16 protein-coding genes are annotated in these 18914 nt (G+C 55.8%); 7 read left to right on the top strand and 9 right to left on the bottom strand.

Annotation, left to right across the window (positions count from 1 at the left end):
• The first annotated feature begins 90 nt into the window (after positions 1–90).
• Complete coding sequence (locus tag ACXADJ_RS17375) at positions 91–1041, top strand: LysR family transcriptional regulator (RefSeq protein WP_475068464.1); 951 nt, start codon at positions 91–93, stop codon at positions 1039–1041.
• Between the two features lie 259 nt (positions 1042–1300).
• On the opposite strand, the gene ACXADJ_RS17370 is transcribed toward ACXADJ_RS17375, so the two are convergent.
• The 5 genes from ACXADJ_RS17370 to ACXADJ_RS17350 all read right to left on the bottom strand — a co-directional run bounded on the left by ACXADJ_RS17370 (position 1301) and on the right by ACXADJ_RS17350 (position 6497).
• The gene (locus ACXADJ_RS17370; RefSeq protein WP_475068462.1) at positions 1301–2416 is read right to left on the bottom strand and encodes a DmpA family aminopeptidase; all 1116 of its coding nucleotides are present in this window, start codon (positions 2414–2416) and stop codon (positions 1301–1303) included.
• Positions 2417–2426: 10 nt separating this feature from the next.
• Positions 2427–3257, bottom strand: a complete 831-nt coding sequence (locus ACXADJ_RS17365; protein ID WP_475068460.1) for an ABC transporter permease — start codon at positions 3255–3257, stop codon at positions 2427–2429.
• Between the two features lie 18 nt (positions 3258–3275).
• Positions 3276–4163: an ABC transporter permease gene (locus ACXADJ_RS17360; RefSeq protein WP_475068458.1), complete on the bottom strand. Its 888-nt coding sequence runs from the start codon at positions 4161–4163 to the stop codon at positions 3276–3278.
• Between the two features lie 12 nt (positions 4164–4175).
• Positions 4176–5294: an ABC transporter ATP-binding protein gene (locus tag ACXADJ_RS17355; protein ID WP_475068456.1), complete on the bottom strand. Its 1119-nt coding sequence runs from the start codon at positions 5292–5294 to the stop codon at positions 4176–4178.
• 135 nt (positions 5295–5429) lie between these two features.
• Positions 5430–6497 (bottom strand): polyamine ABC transporter substrate-binding protein, encoded by a 1068-nt coding sequence (locus ACXADJ_RS17350; RefSeq protein WP_475068454.1) that lies wholly within the window; start codon positions 6495–6497, stop codon positions 5430–5432.
• 269 nt (positions 6498–6766) lie between these two features.
• Between ACXADJ_RS17350 and ACXADJ_RS17345 the strand changes: the two genes are divergently transcribed.
• The 3 genes from ACXADJ_RS17345 to ACXADJ_RS17335 all read left to right on the top strand — a co-directional run bounded on the left by ACXADJ_RS17345 (position 6767) and on the right by ACXADJ_RS17335 (position 8803).
• Positions 6767–7633 carry a MurR/RpiR family transcriptional regulator gene (locus tag ACXADJ_RS17345; RefSeq protein WP_475068451.1) on the top strand — a complete coding sequence of 289 codons (867 nt, stop codon included), beginning with the start codon at positions 6767–6769 and terminating at the stop codon, positions 7631–7633.
• A 51-nt stretch (positions 7634–7684) separates the two neighbouring features.
• Complete coding sequence (locus ACXADJ_RS17340; RefSeq protein WP_475068447.1) at positions 7685–8116, top strand: MAPEG family protein; 432 nt, start codon at positions 7685–7687, stop codon at positions 8114–8116.
• Between the two features lie 156 nt (positions 8117–8272).
• Complete coding sequence (locus tag ACXADJ_RS17335) at positions 8273–8803, top strand: hypothetical protein (RefSeq protein ID WP_475068445.1); 531 nt, start codon at positions 8273–8275, stop codon at positions 8801–8803.
• 68 nt (positions 8804–8871) lie between these two features.
• Here the strand turns inward: ACXADJ_RS17335 and ACXADJ_RS17330 are convergent, their stop codons facing one another.
• Entirely contained in the window at positions 8872–10320 is a 1449-nt protein-coding gene (locus tag ACXADJ_RS17330; protein ID WP_475068443.1) for a TrkH family potassium uptake protein, read from the bottom strand.
• 387 nt (positions 10321–10707) lie between these two features.
• Here ACXADJ_RS17330 and ACXADJ_RS17325 point away from each other — a divergent pair, with 387 nt between their 5' ends.
• From ACXADJ_RS17325 to ACXADJ_RS17315, 3 genes are all read left to right on the top strand, one after another.
• Positions 10708–11706 carry an LLM class flavin-dependent oxidoreductase gene (locus ACXADJ_RS17325; protein ID WP_475068441.1) on the top strand — a complete coding sequence of 333 codons (999 nt, stop codon included), beginning with the start codon at positions 10708–10710 and terminating at the stop codon, positions 11704–11706.
• Between the two features lie 141 nt (positions 11707–11847).
• Positions 11848–14673, top strand: coding sequence for a S8 family peptidase (locus tag ACXADJ_RS17320; protein WP_475068440.1), 2826 nt, complete (start codon positions 11848–11850; stop codon positions 14671–14673).
• Positions 14670–15566, top strand: coding sequence for a hypothetical protein (locus ACXADJ_RS17315; RefSeq protein ID WP_475068439.1), 897 nt, complete (start codon positions 14670–14672; stop codon positions 15564–15566). Before ACXADJ_RS17320 ends, ACXADJ_RS17315 begins: the two co-directional genes overlap by 4 nt.
• A 26-nt stretch (positions 15567–15592) precedes the next feature.
• Here ACXADJ_RS17315 and ACXADJ_RS17310 read toward each other — a convergent pair whose 3' ends face one another.
• From ACXADJ_RS17310 to ACXADJ_RS17300, 3 genes are read right to left on the bottom strand one after another with little or no spacing between them, the layout of a single operon-like run.
• On the bottom strand, positions 15593–16540 hold the full coding sequence (locus tag ACXADJ_RS17310) for a 2-hydroxyacid dehydrogenase (RefSeq protein ID WP_475068437.1): 948 nt from the start codon (positions 16538–16540) through the stop codon (positions 15593–15595).
• Between the two features lie 21 nt (positions 16541–16561).
• Complete coding sequence (locus ACXADJ_RS17305; RefSeq protein WP_475068435.1) at positions 16562–17314, bottom strand: class II aldolase/adducin family protein; 753 nt, start codon at positions 17312–17314, stop codon at positions 16562–16564.
• Positions 17307–18869 (bottom strand): amino acid ABC transporter permease/ATP-binding protein, encoded by a 1563-nt coding sequence (locus ACXADJ_RS17300; RefSeq protein WP_475068432.1) that lies wholly within the window; start codon positions 18867–18869, stop codon positions 17307–17309. Before ACXADJ_RS17300 ends, ACXADJ_RS17305 begins: the two co-directional genes overlap by 8 nt.
• Positions 18870–18914: the final 45 nt, after the last annotated feature.

Here is an 18914-nt window from a genome sequence, read left to right as displayed (position 1 = left end):
TGTTTGGTTATCCATAAGCTTTAGCTTATACATAGACAATAACAATCCTGAGCCCCACAGGAGATAGCCCAACAGGAGATCCCTGCGAACATGCCCCATTCAGTGCAAAAACTGGTCAGCCGATTGTCATTCCGGCAGTTACAGGTATTTCGTGCCGTCTATCTGCACCGCAGCTACAGCAAGGCTGGTGAGCAACTTGGCCTGACACAACCCGCCGTCAGCTCGCAAATTCGTCAGTTGGAACAAGCGTTAGAACAACCGGTATTTGAATACGCCGGTCGCAAACTTTTCTGCACCGCCGCCGGAGAGCTGCTGGCCAACTGCATCGACCAGATGTTCGAACAACTGAAACTGCTACAAAACGAACTGGTGGTGATGGGCAGCCAGGTGGCCGGGGACTTTTATATCGCCGCCATCGACACCGCCCACTGCGTGCTTCCATGGCTGCTGGGTGGTTTTATGAAACAGCACCCACAAGTGAAGGTTCACGTCCGGATTGTGCAACGGCATGAAGTCGTCAAACGCCTCAGCGACAACGTCGACCATCTGGTGGTGATGGGCATGGCCCCGGTGGATAAAACCCTTGATACCCTGCCGTTTCTCGACAACGAACTGATTGCCGTAGCCGCCCCCAACCACCCGCTGGCAACACAGCCACAGGTTTCCGTAAAAGCATTCCTCAAGGCCGGCATCATCGTGCGGGAAGAGATTTCAGGCACCCGTAGCACCCTCGAAGACTGGGCCGCCAAACAACGGGTAACCCTTGAGCCGGTACTGCAAATTGACTCCAACGACGGCTTGAAACACGCCGCCATGGCAGGCCTCGGTGTGACAGTAGTACCGCGCCTGACCGCCCTTTCAGAACTGAACAGCGGCCGCCTCACCGAACTGCCGGTCAGCGGCTTCCCGCTGCGACGCTCCTGGTGTCTGGCGTTCCTGAACGAGAAACAACCCAACCCGGTCACCAAAGCGTTTGTCGATTATGTGCAGGACCAGCTGCTGGAAATTGAAGCCCGGTATCGGGAGAGGTTGAAGGGGTGAAACCGGTGGATCAGAAAGATCGGCCGGACAGACTGAACCGCCCAGGTTCAGTCATCAGAATCATGACCAGATATATTCAGCAGGATCGTCGAAACAAACGAAGAAGCGCCGATCAGCATCAGTAAAAAGATGGCAAGGACAATCCATATCAGCAAGGTGGTCATCTGGTGCTCCGTTTACCAGCAGCAGGGCTTGCCACTAACTTATATTGTCATACCCGACAACAAAAGCGGTTCACCAGAATGCTACAAACATCCCATCACGCACTCAACTGCCGCTGGTGATAGCTGTTCATCAGCGCCGCCAGTGCTTCACCATCAATTGCTTCACAGACCTTGCCTGCCGGCTGTTTGAAGGTCGGGGTGTCTTCCGCCGCCAGCATGGCGTTGATCACGGCTTCTTCAATGCCTTCGACGGCGGCCATGTAGAAATCATCGAACACTTCGTCGTTGAGGCAGCTCATATGGCGCATGCTGCCAGAGAGTTGTGGCAGGTCCTGTTCGTTGGCGGTGCTGAAGGCCATAAAGATATCGCCGGAGTTATTGCCCCCCGGTGAGCCGTTGCGGCCAATGCCAATGGCGGCGCGTTTGGCCATGCGGCGCAGCTGGTGTGGCAGCATCGGGGCGTCGGTGGCAATCACAACGATGATCGAGCCTTGTTCATGAGCATCGTGAATGCGGTTGTCGGGCATGGCTTTGCCGACCGGTGCGCCGAGGACATTCAGCCATGGGCGCAAGCCATGGTTGGCCTGTACCAGCACGCCGACGGTGTAGGTTTCTCCGTCGATCTCTACCAGTCGTGAGGATGTACCGGTACCGCCTTTGAAGTCGTAGGCAATCATGCCGGTGCCGCCGCCAACATTACCTTCGGCAATGGCACCGCTACGTGCAGATTCCAGTGCCGCCAGCGCATCGGTTTCGGATACGTGCTGGGCGTTGATGTCGTTGAGTACACCGTCATAGGTTTCGGCCACCACCGGCATGGCCCACAGGTGGTGATTATCGAAACTCTCGCCGTAGTGGCGAATCATCCACTTGGTTGCAGCGTGGTGAGTAATGCCCACCCCGTGGGAATTGGTAATCATCACTGGGCCAACAAAATAGCCGCCGTCCTGAATCCAGTGGCTGCCGGTCATTTCACCGTTACCGTTGAGCGCAAAGGTGCCTGCCCACACTGGCCGTGGGGTGTGATCCTTGCCACGCGGCAGAATCGCGGTAACACCCGTTCGGGCGGGCGATTTCGGGTTGTCGTCAATCAGTGTGGTGTAGCCCACTTCAACACCGGCAACGTCGGTGATGGCATTATTGGGACCAGTGACACCGGGAAACGGCAGGCCCAGTTCGCGGCCACGCAATTTGGTCTTTGGAGTGTTCATAGTCAGTCCCTCAATGAGCGGTATTTCTGGATTTGAAGTAGATGCCCGCCGCTGCGATGGCGATGGAAGCAAGCAGCATCAGGGTGGCAATGGCGTTGATTTCGGGTTTGATGCCGCGGCGGATCATGCTGAGGATGTACACCGGCAAGGTGGTGGCATCGACGCCGCTGATGAAATAGGTAATCACCAGGTCATCCATCGAAATAATGAAGCTCAGCAGCGCACCACCAATGACCCCCGGCAAAATCAGCGGCAAGGTAATACGGCGGAAGGTCACCCACTCGTTGGCACCAAGGTCGGCAGAAGCGGCCTCAACCAGCGGGTTCATGCCTGCCAGTCGGGCGCTCACCACAATGAAGACGTAGCTGGTGAGGAAGGTGCAGTGACCAATCACAATGCTGGTAGAGCCCAGGCTGATGCCCGCACTGACGAAGAAAATCAGCAGTGCAATGCCCAGTACGATGTCGGGCATCACCATAGGCACAAACAACAGCGCCTGATAAAAACCCTTGAAGCGGAAGCGGTAACGCGCCATCGCCAATGCGGCACAGGTACCCATGACGGTGGCAATGACAGTGGCGCTGAAGGCGACTTTAAGGCTGGTCAGCAACGCATCTAACAACTGGTCGGTTGAGTCCACATACAGGGAGGATTCCGACACGGTGGTGGCACCGCCAAACAGACCAACGTACCAGTCCCAGGTAAAGCCCTGCCAGGTCATTACATTGATCGGGTTGGCGTTGAAGGAATACACCACAATCAATAGCACGGGCGCATAAAGAAACACAAAGAACAGCCAGCCATAGCCTGTCAGCAAGCGGTTACCTAACGATCGGTTCATAATCTTCTCCTCGCTGGATTAACGATGGCTATCGGCTTTGACGATACGGAACAGGTAAACCACCATCAGCAGCATCATCACGGCGATGATCACCATCGACAACGCAGCGCCAAACGGCCAGTTACGGGCGTAAAGGAATTGCTGCTCGACCAGATTGCCGATCATCACTACCCGCGCGCCGCCCAACAGGTCCGGCACTACGAAGTTTCCGAGGCTGGGGATAAACACCAGGATGCAGCCCGCAATCACGCCCGGCATCACGCTTGGCAAAATGATTCTGCGGAAGGTGGTAAACGGTGAAGCGCCGAGGTCCTGCGACGCCTGCACCAGCGACATATCGAGCTTTTCGATGCTGGAATAAATCGGCAGGAACATGAATGGAATAAAGATGTACACCATGCCGATGATCACAGCCGTGCCGGTAAACATCAGGTCGAGTGGTTCTGAAATCAGTCCCAGCCATTGCAGAAACTGATTGGCAAAACCGGAATCCCGCAGAATCAGCACCCAGGCATACAAACGCACAATCATGCTGGTGAAAAACGGCAAGGTGATCAGGAAAATAAACAGATTTTTCTGTTTGGATGGCAAACGGCTGATCCAGAATGCCACCGGAAAACACAGCACCAGCGTGCTGATCACCGTCAGTGCCGCCAGCCCCATCGAACATCCCAGTACCTGCAGGTAAACGATGTCGAATTCTTCAATAAAGCCATCGGCCCAGCCCAGAATACGACCGTAGTTCCAGTGGTAGAAATTCCACTCTACACCGCCGTAAAGGCCGGGCTCCAGCAGGCTGTACACCACCATGATGCCCAGTGGCACCAGAAAGAAAGTCGCCAGAAACAGACTGACCGGTGTCAGCAGCAGGGCCAGTTGCGTGGTTTCACGAGAGAGGGTTTTCATGCGTCGGCCCTCTTAATAGTCGGCCGGGATGGTGTGGACATCCGCCGCTGAATACGCCAGCTGCAGCGGCTGACCAACCTGCAAGTGATGACCATTACCTCGAACCAGCGCGCTGATTTGCTGACCCGAAGGCAGACGGCAAACCAGCTGGTGATCACTGCCCACAAACACGGCTTGCTCCAGCGTCGCAGTCAGCACCTGCTGGCCAGTGACCAATGCACTGGAATCCAGCAATGTGAACTGCTCTGGCCGCAGCATGACTTCCACGGCCGAACCGGTAATCAGGTTGCGATCCTCGGTTCGAATCCGCAATTCACCACACTGCACTTCGGAACCGAAATCATCGAAGCGCGCCACCTTGCCTTCAAACACGTTGCTCTCGCCAATAAAATCGGCGACAAAACGGCTGGCAGGACGGTGATAAATTTCGGTCGGCGTTCCCAGCTGCTCTACCTTGCCGCCATTCAGCACCACAATGCGATCCGACATGGTCAGCGCTTCTTCCTGATCGTGGGTCACAAACAAAAAACAGATGCCCAGCTCGGTTTGCAGGTTCTTCAGCTCGATCTGCATTTTCATGCGCAAATGGCGATCGAGTGCCGACAGCGGCTCGTCCAGTAGCAGTACCTTGGGGCGATTCACAATCGCACGCGCCAGTGCTACACGTTGTTGCTGGCCACCGGACAACTGTGAGGGAAGGCGTTTCTCTATGCCCGCCAGGCCAACCATTTCCAGCGCTTCGCCAATACGTTGAATGCGTTCCGGCTTTTTCACCCCCGCCACTTCCAGACCGTAACCAACGTTGTCGCCAACACTCATGTGCGGGAACAAAGCGTAGGACTGAAACACGGTATTGACCGGACGACGGTGGGCAGGTAGCTCCAGCAGTGCTTGTGAGTCGAGAGTGATCTTGCCGCTATCGAGTCGCTCAAACCCGGCGATGATTTTCAGCAGCGTGGTTTTGCCGCAACCGGACGGCCCCAGCAAGGTAATAAATTCGCTCTGGCCAATGTTCAGGTTGATGCCGTCCAGCGCCTTCACCACCCCACCTTCCGGTGTATTGAAATGACGAATGGCATTACGCACCCGCAGGTAATCTGTGGCTGGATTGTGGGAAAACGCTATCGACATAAACACCTCGGCAGTCGCCGGCAACTACTCGAATACGCGGCGACTTTGGTTGAAGAAGAGATTGGAGAAAGGGTTGAAATGGCTGCTCTGAAAAGGGCGGCTGATACGCTATCGCACCAGCCACACTAGCGACCGTCAGGAAGCGGTACGTACCTTGGTCCAGACGCGGTCATAGAGCTTCAGGCCCTTGCCAAGGTCTTCGAAGATCTGCAGCTTGTCCATCACCTCAGCCGGAGGGTTAACCGCCGGGTTAGCACGCAGGCTTTCTGGTAACAGTGGTACAGCGGCGGTATTGGCGGTGCCATTGGCCTGCTGGGTAGCGTTCAGGGCGGCAATTTCAGGCTTCAGGAAGAATTCCATAAAGGCTTTGGCATTGGCCTTGTTTGGCGCGCTGTTCAGTACGCACATGTTCTCCTGATACATGGTCGCGCCTTCTTCCGGAATCACGTACGCCAGGTTTTCAGGATCATCCAGCACGTACATCATGGCGCCGACGTACCATTGGGCTGCGGCAATGTCGCCGGATTGCACCATTGGAATGCTGTCGTAGGTGAACGCAGATACCTTCGGTTTTTGTTCAACCAGGAACGACTGGGCTTCTTTCAGCTGGTCACGATCAACGCTGTTGACGCTCTCACCTTGCAGGATCAAGGCAACACCAATGTCTTCCCGCATATCGTCCAGCATGGCGATTTTCTTGCCCTGATCCGGCAGTGCGAAAAACTCTTTCCAGCTGCTCAGCTCAGGCACCAGCGTCTTGTTGTAAACAATCCCTACCGAACCCCAGGCGTATGGCAGGCAGTACTCACCCTTGGGGTCGGTTTTGGCCTTCAGGTTGGCCGCAGCAATGTTCGAGAAACCGGCCGACTGATTAATGTTGGTTTTATGCAGCAGCTTCAGATGAGACATGATGTCCTGCATATGCACCGACGGGAAAACGATGTCGTAACCGGTCGCACCGGCCTGTAACTTGGCCAGCATTTCCTCGTTGGAGCCGTAGGTATCCAGGTTTACTTCAATGCCGGTTTCAGCGGTGAAGCGGGTCAGCACTTCCGGGTTGATGTAGTCACCCCAGTTATAGAGATTCAGCTCTTCCGCCGCCATGACAGGGGCAGAAAGCGCTGCTGCAGACAGTGCACAGGCCAGGGTTAACGAGCGAGTCAGTTGCTGGCAGCCAGCAGTCACAGGGGTCTTCAGTTTCATGGATCACCTCGGAGTCGGTAGACGGACAGTCGTTCAACAGATGATCCCCAGTGTAAAATCGGGTATAAATCACACAAGAACAGAATATGTTAGATTTATAACATTTTAAATAAATACATATAAATCAAAAACTTATAAGAATAAAGCCATGGGGTTGGCTCATATTGCCCACTCGCTAACCACTGATTTGGGTGCATTGATACCAAAGTACGCACCACACAGGGACATCCCCGCCAAAAACAGACCGAACCGCTAACATCGAGGCCAGCATGCAGAACACGTTTTCGTCCAAACCCGAGTACCTGGCCACTCGTTCGGCCCAACACATCAAGGAATTGATTCCACAACTTAGCCCATCGGAAGCCCGTGTCGCCCAGTACATATTGCTGAACCTTGAACGTATCGGTTACGAAACCGGTGCTTCGATTGCCGAAAAAGCCGCCGTCAGTGCCATTACCGTCAGCCGTTTTCTGAAACGGGCGGGTTACCAGGGCATTTCGGCACTGAAACAGGAATTGCAGCAGGAAATGATTCCGGTGGTGTCGGAACGTCATCAGCCCAGTGCGGAAATCCGTCGCCACAAGGAAGTGCTTGATCACGAGATGCAAGCCATGATGCGGCTGTTCGAACAGTTCCAGAGTGACGATTGGCAAAGCATGATTCGCCATGTCAGCACTGCCGAACGGGTGTTCGTGTCCGGCTTTCAAACCGTGCGTGGACTGGCCGAGGATTTTTGTCGCCGACTGTCGCTGGCGCGGCCGAAAGTGCATTATCTGTCAGCCCATGACGGCATGCTGGGGGAGCTGCTAGGTACACCTGAACGGCAGTCAGGCTATGAAGTACTGATCCTGATCGATGTGATTCCCTACGCCCGCGAAACCCGCATTATTTGTGACATAGCGGTGGAAAAAGGCGTGCAACTGGTGATCCTGACCGATGAGTTTTGCCACTGGGCCAGCGACTACACTCCCTACGTGCTGCACAACAAATCGAAGGCCAGTCTGTTTCTGGAATCCACCTGGGGACTGAACCTGGCCAGCAATATGCTGGTCGACGGAGTAGCCAGTCAGCGCGCCAGCAGCGATGCCCGCTCGCGGGAATGGCAGGAAATGGCCAAGCGACTGGCATTGTTTTAATGGCCTGATACTTCAAAGCCCAGCGACACAAACCCCCGAAGAGGAAACCCGATGAACGAAATCCTGACCGAATACAGCATGGCGCTGCAGGCACTGATGCTGATTTTCGCCACGGTGATGGCGCAAAGCGTGATAGCCATGATTGCCCACCGCAAGCAGCAACATTATGTGCCGGGCGTGGTGGATGAAAAGCTGGGGCATGAATCGTTTGTGTTCCGCAGCCATCGCACCTTTATGAACTCACTGGAGAACCTGCCGTTGCTGGCTGGCCCGGCCATCATTGGCATTCTGAGTGGTTTCGACCCGTTCAAGCTGGGAGCAATTTGCTGGGTGTATGCCATCGCGCGAATCTGTCACATGGTGCTCTACTACGCCATCGCCACCGAGAAAAACCCCAGCCCACGCAGTTACTTCTTCAGCGTCGCACTATTGGTGAACATTGTGCTGATCGTGATGGTGTTTATTCACGTACTGGGTGCTTAACGGCGGGTTTCAGCGGGTTTTCGGTGCGCAGTGCGCACCCTACATTGACGGGTTTCCGCACCCTACATGATTATTTTTGAGACGTAGGGTGCGCACCGCGCACCATGAACGTGACCCAGGCAGATATCTCGCCATCACCAAGGTTAGGAAACCGCGATGAAGCACTATGCTATACGGATGACCTCGGAAACCAGCCGTATCGTCAAAAGTCTTGGCTGGATTTTGGCAATAATAGTGCTGGTAACGGTCTACCTGATTCTGGTTAACGACGGAGCCGTGGTCATTCCATTGGCGGTCGCTGCGTTTTTTATGGCCGCTGCCATTCGGCTCATGCGAGCCAATGGATGCGTCAGTATCAACGCCGAAACGGTAACTGTGCGACAGAGCCTGTTTGATACATCGGATGCGACAAGCGCGCCTGTCGCTGGCTTCGAGTCGCTGAAGATCAACTTCAGATCGGTACACAATGCCCAAGAGCACGCGTTCTCCTACTTTTACATATCCCTTCTCGTCAAACCTGCAAATGACCCCAGCGCAACAGCGGAGGTCTGCCTGTCGAACTTTTACACCACCCGCTCACCCCGCAAAATCATGAAGAAAGCCCACGCGCTTTCCCAGTTAACGGGCCTTCCGATCACTATTGCTGAAGGCTTTGAGGTGTACTTCCAAACCGATAAGCGCGCGTGACCTTCCTTATGCTGCAACCTGCATAACGTTGCGACCTGCAGCATCAGCCCACCACCTAACCACCACCCTCACCCGCGCCAGAACACTGGCGACAGCAACACCATCAGCGTCAGTAGCTCCAGCCGCCCAAGGATCATCGCCAAACTCAGTATCCATTTGGCGCTATCTGGCAGGGAGGCGAAGTTGCCCGCCGGGCCAATGATGTCGCCGAGGCCAGGGCCAACGTTGGTCAACGCGGTGGCAGCGCCGGTCAGCGAGGTCAGGACATCGAGGCCAGTCAGGGCCAGCGCCAGCGTGGTGATGGTCAGTACCAGGAAGAACAGGAAGGAAAATGCGACCGCCGAGACCATGATGTCATCGGTCACGGCTTTGCCGTTGTAGCGCACCACAAAATAGCCACGGGGATGCACCAATTTGCGCATCTGGTCACGCAGGAACAGCCACGACAGCTGGAATCGGAATATCTTCATGCCGCCACTGGTCGACCCGGAACAGCCACCAATAAAGGTTACGAAAAAGAACAGCGCCATACTGAAGCTGCCCCACAAGGTGTAGTCGGCAGAGGCAAACCCGGTGGTGGTGATCACAGAAACAATATTGAAGGCCGCCTGGGTCAGGATTTCAAACGGCGCTCGATCGGTCGTTAGCCACTGCTGCAAAAACAACACTGTAATCAACCCGACGATGATCCAGACAAATCCGCGAATCTGGTCGTCTTGAAGAATGCGCCAGCTGGGCCGTGACAGCATCCGAATAAACAGCGTGAAAGGCATGCCTCCCAGCATCATAAAGACCACCGCAATCCACAAAATCGCGTCGTTAAAGCGTCCCATGGAAGCGTCACTGGTGGCGTAACCACCGGTCGACACCGTCGTCAGGGCATGGTTAATAGCATCAAAGCCGGTCATACCGGCAAACCAGTAGGCCAGCGCGCACAGCACCGTCATACCGATGTATACCAGCACCAGGGCACGCGCCAGATGTTGAAAGCGGGGCATGGATTTTTCCGACCAGTCGGAAGATTCGGTCTGGAACAGCCGCATTCCCCCAACCCGCAAGAACGGCAATATAGACACCGCCATGCCGATCACGCCAATGCCACCAATCCATTGCAGCATCGACCGCCACAGCAGCAGCGAAGGCGGTGTGTGGTCCAGATTCGACATCACGGTAGAACCCGTGGTGGTAATACCGGAGACGGCTTCGAACACCGCATCGGTCAGACTTAACGGATGATCGGTAAGGGTCAGCGGCAACGCGCTGAAGAACGACAGCATCAACCAGGTCAGGCTGGTCAGCAGGTACAGCTGGCGGGCATTGAGGTTGAAGTGACGGGGGCGGTTAAACAGCAGAAGTAACAAGCCCATCCCTGCCGAGCAGGCCGAGGCAATCAGAAACGCCGGTAACTCATGGTCATTCGTTGCGACCGATACCAGCATGGGCACCAACATAAATACCGCCATGCTGATTGCCAGCATGCCGCATACAAACAGCACGGGTTGAAATAAAGCCAGCAAGCTTGCTCCTCCGTTACGATACGAGGCCTCGTCGCTCAAGCTGGCGTACTTTACGCCTATCTACGCCAATGAAAAGCGCTTTACCAGCTTGATCTGCGTATGCTGACAAAGGTACTGATATTCAGCCTTTCGGTTACAACACCCTGTTCGGACACCGGAACAATGCCAACCGCTTTTCGCTAGCTTCGGCCGTCACTTCAGCGTCCCATACCTGGGTAGAACGCCCCAGCTGCTGGGGGCTGGCCACGCACAGCACCAATGCCACCACGCTGTTCCCCCTGAATCTCAAGCGCACCACAAAATCGAAACACTGATTACCAATGCCCCCACTGTTGTTCCAGCATGCTCAATGTCAGCATAAACAGCTTGAACACGCTTGAGGTTGCTATGTCCGTACTCGCCGAACTTCCCTTTTCACTGTTGGAACTGGCCACCGTGCCAACGGGCATGGACGTGCCGCAAACCCTGCAATCCGTGACCGAGCATGCCCGTCATGCAGACGCACTCGGCTTCAAGCGGCTATGGCTGGCCGAACACCACAACATGCCAGGCATCGCCAGCTCGGCCACCTCAGTGTTAATTGGTCATTTGGCCACGGCGACCCAACATATTCGCATTGGCTCCGGCGGCATCATGCTGCCGAATCATCCGCCGTTAGTAGTCGCTGAACAATTTGGCACCTTGCAGGCACTCTACGGTGATCGAATTGATCTGGGGCTGGGCCGTGCGCCAGGCACAGACCCGATCACCAGTCGAGCCCTCCGCCGTGACGACATGCGGGCTGAACGGTTTCCGGAAGAAGTCGCCGAACTGGAACGGCTGTTAGGCAAACAGGTGACCACAGACAAACGCGTGCAAGCGTACCCCGGTGCAGGCAGCGGCGTGCCTATCTGGCTGCTGGGTAGCAGTTTGTTCAGTGCTCAACTGGCCGCCATGCGCGGTTTGCCATATGCCTTTGCAGCACATTTTGCTCCGCGGTATTTGCGCGACGCCATTGCCATCTACAAGCGTGATTTCCAGCCTTCTGAACACCTGTCAGAGCCTTACGTGATGGCCTGTATTCCATTGATTGCAGCGGCTTCCGATGCCGAAGCCTTCTATCTGGCCAGCAGCAGCCAACAACGGGTGATGGCGCTGATGACCGGACAACCGCTGTTTCTGCCACCACCGGTGGAAAATATGGATGAACTCTGGGATATCCCCACTCAGGCACAGGTGCAGTCATTTCTGGCCATGCAAGTCACCGGTGGCCCCGCCAGCCTGAAATCCAAACTGGAAGCACTGGTTGAGGATCTGGGAGTCAACGAATTGATGTTCACCAACGACATCTACGACCGTCAGAAGCGCCTGGATGCACTGGAGTGGGTCATGCAGGCAAAACGCTGACAAATTGCGCAGCCGGAAGAGTGTGAACAACAAGCTGCTCTGAGTCAGGTGTAATCGAGAAAATTCTCACCTGGAGTTTGATCAGGGATCGATCGATTGTTAGGATCTGTCATCTTTTTCAAACATACCTCAGGGAACGAGATGACACGCTTGCCTGCACTCGCACTGGCGGTAGCCGCCGCTTATGTGCCTACCACCCATGCCGCCCAGTATATGGGGCATGAAGTTCACGATTCACGCTTGATCGTCGTTTGGGATACCGAAGCAGACAAGAGCAAGGCTTCTAGCGGGCGTTACAGCGCTTACAACCAGATGACGCAGCTGAAACAGGGCCGTCATCTGAACAACATCGAAACCCTGCAAAAACCCTCTGGCCAGAGCCTGAAACAAAGCATCTCCGCGCTGGAAAGCATTCCCGGTGTGAAGGCCGTTTACCCGGACTATTTTGTCGAAGCCTTCACCACCCCGAACGACCCGGCGTATGACCGCCTGTGGGGCATGCACAGCGACACCGATTTCGATATCAACGCCCCCGAATCCTGGGACTACACCACTGGCAGTCAGGACGTTGTGATTGGGGTGCTCGACACAGGTATTGATTACAACCACGAAGACCTGGCCGCCAATATCTGGACCAACCCGGATGAAATTGCTGGCAACGGCATCGACGACGACAACAACGGCTACATCGACGATGTACACGGTATTGATACCCGCGACTACGACTCCGACCCAATGGACGATGTTGGCCATGGCACCCATGTCGCCGGCACCATCGCCGGTGTTGGCAACAACGCCATCGGTGTTGCCGGGGTCGCCTGGCAGGCAACCCTGATCCCTTGCCGTTTTCTGGATTACTATGGTGGCTATGCCAGCGGTGCCATCGAGTGTCTGGATTACCTCGCCAGCCTGAAGTCAGACAAGGGCATCAACCTGGTGGCAACCAACAACAGCTGGGGCGGCGGTGCTTTCAATCAGGTGTTGATGGATGCCATTGAAGCCCACAATGAGCTTGGCATTCTGTTTGTTGCTGCGGCGGGTAACGCCTCCAACAACAACGACCTGTCACCCACGTATCCAGCCTCTTACGACGTCGAAAACATCATTTCAGTAGCAGCAATCGACGAAGACGGTGCCCTGGCTGATTTTTCCAACTACGGTGCCGCTTCCGTTGATATTGCCGCCCCAGGTGTAGAGATCTACAGCTCTGTTCCAGGTGATGCCTACGACAGCTATTCTGGTACCTCCATGGCCGCGCCACACGTAACCGGCGCACTGGCACTGATGGCAGCCCAATATTCCAACGCCCGGGCACAGGGACTGAAAACCCTGCTGCTGAATAGCGCAACCGATCAGGAGCTTTACAGCAGCGCCACCCGTCAAGGCCGCCTGCAACTTGTTAATCCTGCTGGTGAAGGCGCCATCAACTGCACCGACAGCACCTTTGTCAGCCGGGTGAGCCCCGCCAGCGACGCCGTGACCGCCGTATATGGCAACACCATCGACGTAAGCTACGCCAGCTTTCAATGCGCTGAACCGGGCAGTGCCATCAGCATCAGCTACCGCGGTAACGATATCACCCTGGTGGATGATGGAACCGGTTCCGACAGCATTGCTGGCGACGGCTTGTATTCCGGCACCATTACCATCGACTGGCTCGGCGAAGCCAGCGTATCCGTAAATGGTTATGACGACGAAAACTTCACCCTGACCGGGATCGACATGCCATCGATCCGGGAAGTGGAATACCAGTGGGAAGACGTTGAAGGCACCACCGTATTGGCGAGCAGTGATGATTCGGTAGCGAACATCGATCTCGATTTTGCCCTGACCACGCCTTTTGGCACCACCTCCCGTGTTCGTATGTCCAGTAATGGCCTGGTATTCACGGGTAATGACTACACCAGCCGCTACAGCAACCAGGCATTGCCAAGCCTTGAGATGGATCAGGTGCTGGCACCTTATTGGGACGACTTGATCGATGCAGGCAGTGGTAGCTATTCCTACGCCATCACAGGTACGGCACCTGACCGCAAACTGGTCATTAATTACAACAACATCAACTATTTTGGCTCCAGATCCAGCACGGTCACCTTCCAGGTTGTGTTGAACGAGTCCCTGCCCGTTGTCATGTTCAACTACCAGTCGGTGACGTCCTCAGACAGTAGTGTCAGCAACGGCGCTTCGGCAACCGTCGGCTTTGAATTTGATGGCTATGGCGAAACCTACAGCCTCAACAACCCGGTACTGACAGACGAGATGTCGCTGATGGTTGCTGGAGCAGATATTGAATACCCTCAAATCAGCCGCTTTGAGTACTCCGGCCTGCCGCGCGTTGGCTATCCAATGACCTTCGTTGCAGAGCTGTCCTCTGACTCTCCGGAAGGCAGCTATATGCTGCTGGACCTGAACGATGGCAACGGTCCACAAGCGTATGAATCCGGTACGGAAGTAACCGTCAGCTACAACGCTGAAGCCATTTATACACCGTTGGTGCAGGCTCTGACCGACAATGCCAGCGCTTCTGCCAGCCTGACCATTTCGGTACTGAACCTGTCCGATGTGGAGCAAGCTCTGATTGACCAGGCTGCGGCAGAGCGTGAAAGCGCCATCATCGCCAGCCCTGGCGACTATGGCCTGGTAACAACCGATGCGCTTGATGAACAAATCAGTGCTGCAGTTCAGGCAGTACTCGACAACCCGGCAGCCTACGGTCTGGCTGTTGTCATGAACACCTCGGAAGACATTGCCGCTCTGGAAGCCGGTACGCACCTGCTGGGAGCATCAACGGACATTACTGACCTGGACAGTTTCTTTAGCGACGTGCGCTTTGTGTGGGTATACGAAGACGGTGCCTTCAAAGGCTGGTCTCCTGACGCGAACCTGCTGATCCAGCTGCAGAACTCCGGCTACAGCGTGCTCGACAGCATTGAATCCGGTCAAGGCTTCTGGGTGACCAAGCAATGAACAAGACCATAAGCAAGAAAGCCATAGTGCCAGCACTGCTGGCAACCATCGGACTGACCGCCTGTAGCGGCGGTTCCGGTGGCTCCGGGAACAGCACGGAGAGTCTGCAAGGCAGCGTCAGCAAAGGGCTGGTGGTCGGCGGTCAGGTGAACGTCCTGACGTCAGCCAATGGCGAGTTACTGGCGCAAGCCACCACCAACAGCAACGGCGTATTTACCGTCGAACTGGACGCCATGCCGGATGTCATCTTCGTACGCGTTACCGCAGCCACAGATGGTTCCACCATGATGCAATGTGACTGGTCAGAATGCGGAGCGGCCAACAGCCAGGACGAAGACAGCAACAACAACGGTGTGATCGACTTTGGTGAATGGCAACACGTAGATGAAAGCTTTGAACTGACAGGCTGGATAACCGCCGAACAGGCACGCCAGCAGTCGTTCAGCATCAACCCGTTTACCCATGCTGCTGCCCAGCAGTTCAACAGTGCACCATCTGACAGCGCTCTGGACGACGCCTATGCGGATATCCAGAGCACCTTCTCGCTGTACAGCCGTCCGGACCAGATCCAGGTACAGGACGTGACGGACTCCAGCCTCGACACAGCACAACTGCAAGACCAGTTAATGGCCGCCAGTGTATTGCGGGTCTATGCACCGCAGAGCAGCAGCGTCGAGGAAGCCTTGCAGGCTGTCACCGAGAGCAATCAGGCGGTAACGGATATCAGTATGACGGACGTCACCAACATCGTCTTGCAAGCCGTCATGACACAAGCGTCCAACGACGATTATGCCGATATGACAGCTTCCCTGACCGAAGCCAACAACGACGCATCAGAGCAGGAAAATCGCCTCTCCAACAGCGATCTTCCAATGCTGCCACCCTTGCAGTAAGGGCCAGGGCGTCAATAAGAAAAGCCTTAGTAGCCCTTGGTTGTATCCACCGGATGCAGCAAGGGCTTGCCTTCCAGTATGTGACGACCATTGTCCACCAGCTGGCCAAGGATGGCTTTGCCGGAGGCCGCTGAGGCCATGTGTGGGGTAACCACCACGCCTGCGGTGCTCCACAGCGGGTTATTTGTATTCAACGGCTCTTGCGGGAACACATCCAGCACCGCGCCACGCAGGTGGCCACTTTCCAACGCGGCAATCACGTCGGCTTCGTTGAGGTGTTCGCCGCGACCACAGTTCATCACCACCGCACCTTGCGGCAGCTGCTGAAACAACGACTGGTTCAAAATGCCGTCGGTTGCAGGGGTTAGTGGCAGCAGGTTCACCAGCAGGTCACAGCGTGACAGGAATTCCGGCAGGTCTTCTTCGCCCCAGAAGCAGCTGACCTGATCGACCCGCTTTTCCGAACGCGACCAGCCCGCTACCGGATAGCCGAATTTGGCCAGCCCTTCGGCAATAAAGCAGCCCAGCTGTCCCATGCCCATCACGCCAATACGCATTTTGCCTGCACGACGCTGTGGATGCAGTTTCCAAACCTTGTCGGCCTGTTGCGCCAGTGCCTTGTCGAAGTCGCGCTGGTAATGCAGCACGCCCCATAACACGTATTCCAGCATGCCCTGTTTCTGGCCTTCATCGACCACCCGACAAACCGGCAGTCCGGCCTGCATCAGGCTGACCGGAATGTGATCCACCCCCGCCGACACCGCTTGCAACAGTTTCAGATTGGGACAGGTTTGCAACAGGTCTTGTGGTGGATACCAGCAGGCGGCAACGTCGGCGTTAACCGCTTCCGGGTCATCCAGACGATAGCAGGTAACGTCGTCGTACCAGCTTTCCATGCGGCTGATCAGGCGGTCGGCAAAGCCGCTGTCGTTGGTGGCGAAAACAATTTTCAGCGGTGTGTGATGGGTTTTCATAGTGAACTCGGTTGCGGGCGCTCAGTGTTTGTAGGAAGGGTCGATACGGTCCAGCTTACGCAACCAGGCCTTCCAGACCAACTGACGTTCGTGCTCTACCCCACGAAATTGGTCGCAGACATGACGGGCCAATTGCGCCTCGATCGGCTGGACCGGTGTCAGCGCCGCCATTTGCGCCGCTGCCAGTTGAATGTCGCAAGCCTGATTGAGGGTGTACATAATCTGGAAGGCATCGGCGATGGTTGGCCCTACCGACAGCAGCCCATGGCTGCGCAGGATCATGGCAATGTTACTGCCCAACGACGCCTGAATGCGCTCGCGCTCTTCCAGGTTGAACGCCACCCCCTCGTAATCGTGATAACCAACGCGCTCGTAAAACTCGGCGCTGATCTGATTCATTGGCAGCAAGCCATGCTCACAGGCGGCCACCGCCATGCCCGGCAAGGTATGAGTGTGAATCACACAATGGGCGTCGCCGCGCGCCATATGCACTGCGCTGTGAATGGTAAAACCGGCCGGGTTATAGGCCTGATCACCGTCCACCACTTCGCCCTTGAGATTCACAACGACGAGGTCGCTGGCGCAGATTTCCTCGAACAGAAAACCGAACGGATTGATCAAAAACCGGGGCTCTCCACCACCCGGCAAACGCACCGAAAAGTGGGTGTAAATGGTGTCGTCCCAGCCGAACATGGCGGCCAATCGGTATGCGGCAGCCAGCTCTTCGCGCAGTTGCTGCTCGCTTGCCTGTGGGTGTTGAGTGGCATCAGACATGAGCGCCTCCCTGGTTAGCAGGCTCGGTCACCAATCCCATAAAGTGGCGAATGCGTTGCAGCTGAGGGCTGACAACCGAGCTATCACGAATGGCATCCGGGGCAGCATCAACCTGCACCACACCATGTTCCATCATCATTACCCGGTCAGATACCTGCAGGGCAAACTCCATTTCGTGGGTCACAATCAGCATGGTCAAACCGGCCTTGGCCAGATCCTGCATCACCTTCAGCACCTCACCGACCATTTCCGGATCCAGCGCTGAGGTCGGTTCATCAAACAGAATGATGTCCGGGTCCAGCGCCAGGGTGCGCGCAATGGCCACCCGCTGCTGCTGACCACCGGACAGCTGATGCGGGTATTTATCGGCATGGGCCAACATGCCCACCTGATCGAGCAGATGTAACGCCCGTTCGCGAGCCAGCTGCTTCGATTCAATCTGGCCGTGGTAGCGCGGTGCCAGCATGACGTTTTCGGCGACGGTATAGTGCGGGAACAGGTTGAAGCTCTGGAACACCATACCAATGCGGCGAATGCCGTTGCGCAAGGTGGTTTTATCGGCGTGTTCTCCACCGCGAATATAGCCCTCACCAAACAGCACCACTTCGCCACTGTCGAGGGTCTCAAGCTGGTTGATGGTACGAATCAGGGTGGTTTTGCCCGAGCCTGACGGGCCAATGATGCTGATCACCTCACCGCTGGAGACGTTCAGGTTGATGTCTTTCAGCACCTGATGGTCACCGTAGGATTTTGACAAGTGCATCAGATTCAGCGCGGGCGGCTCTCCCGCTCGCAGGCTTACGGATTTGCTGACCGCCCCCTTGCCTTGCAAGCTGGTGCGCAGCGCCGCCACGGTGCTGTCAGACAAGGTGCCCGGATTGCGGGAAGGAATGTCTATCCGACGCTCCAGCCACTGCAACACCGCGCCGAAGACGGTCACAATCAACACGTAGTACACCGCCACCGCCAACAGGGTTTCCAGCACCAGAAAGTTCTGGGCATACAGCCGTTGGCCTGTCATCAGCAGCTCTGGCAGAGAAATCGCCGACACCAACGAGCTCAGTTTAATGATGGTGACGTACTCGTTGATCATGGTGGGCAGCGAGATACGGAACGCTTGCGGGATCACAATCAGGCGTTGAATACCGGCGAAACCCAGCGCCAGTGCATGGCCCGCTTCACGCTGCCCTTTAGCAACAGAGATCAGACCACCGCGGTGGATTTCAGCCATGTAAGCGGCCTCGGTCGCAACCATACTGACCAGGCCTGCCACAAACGGAATGCCCAGTACCGAACCGGCCGCCGGAAACAGTTGCGGCAGGTTGTACACAAACACCAGCACCACCAGCAGCGGCACACTGCGGAAAAACCAGATGTACACACCCGCCGGTACAGACAACCAGCGGTGCTTCGACATTTTGGCAATCGCCAACAGGAAGCCAAGTACCAGTCCAATGCCCCATGACAAGGTGCTCAGCACCACCACGGTGACACATGCCTGCCAAAACGACGACATGGTGAACAGCGAGAAAAAATAGTCCCAGTCCAGACTCATACTGGCTCCTGTATTACAGCAAATGAAAACGTCAGAACGCGGGGA

The organism is Oceanobacter sp. ABM4_470 (genome assembly GCF_056158645.1).
The sequence above is the reverse complement of the archived record's forward strand: the minus strand, read 5'-3'. Positions and strand labels throughout refer to the sequence as shown.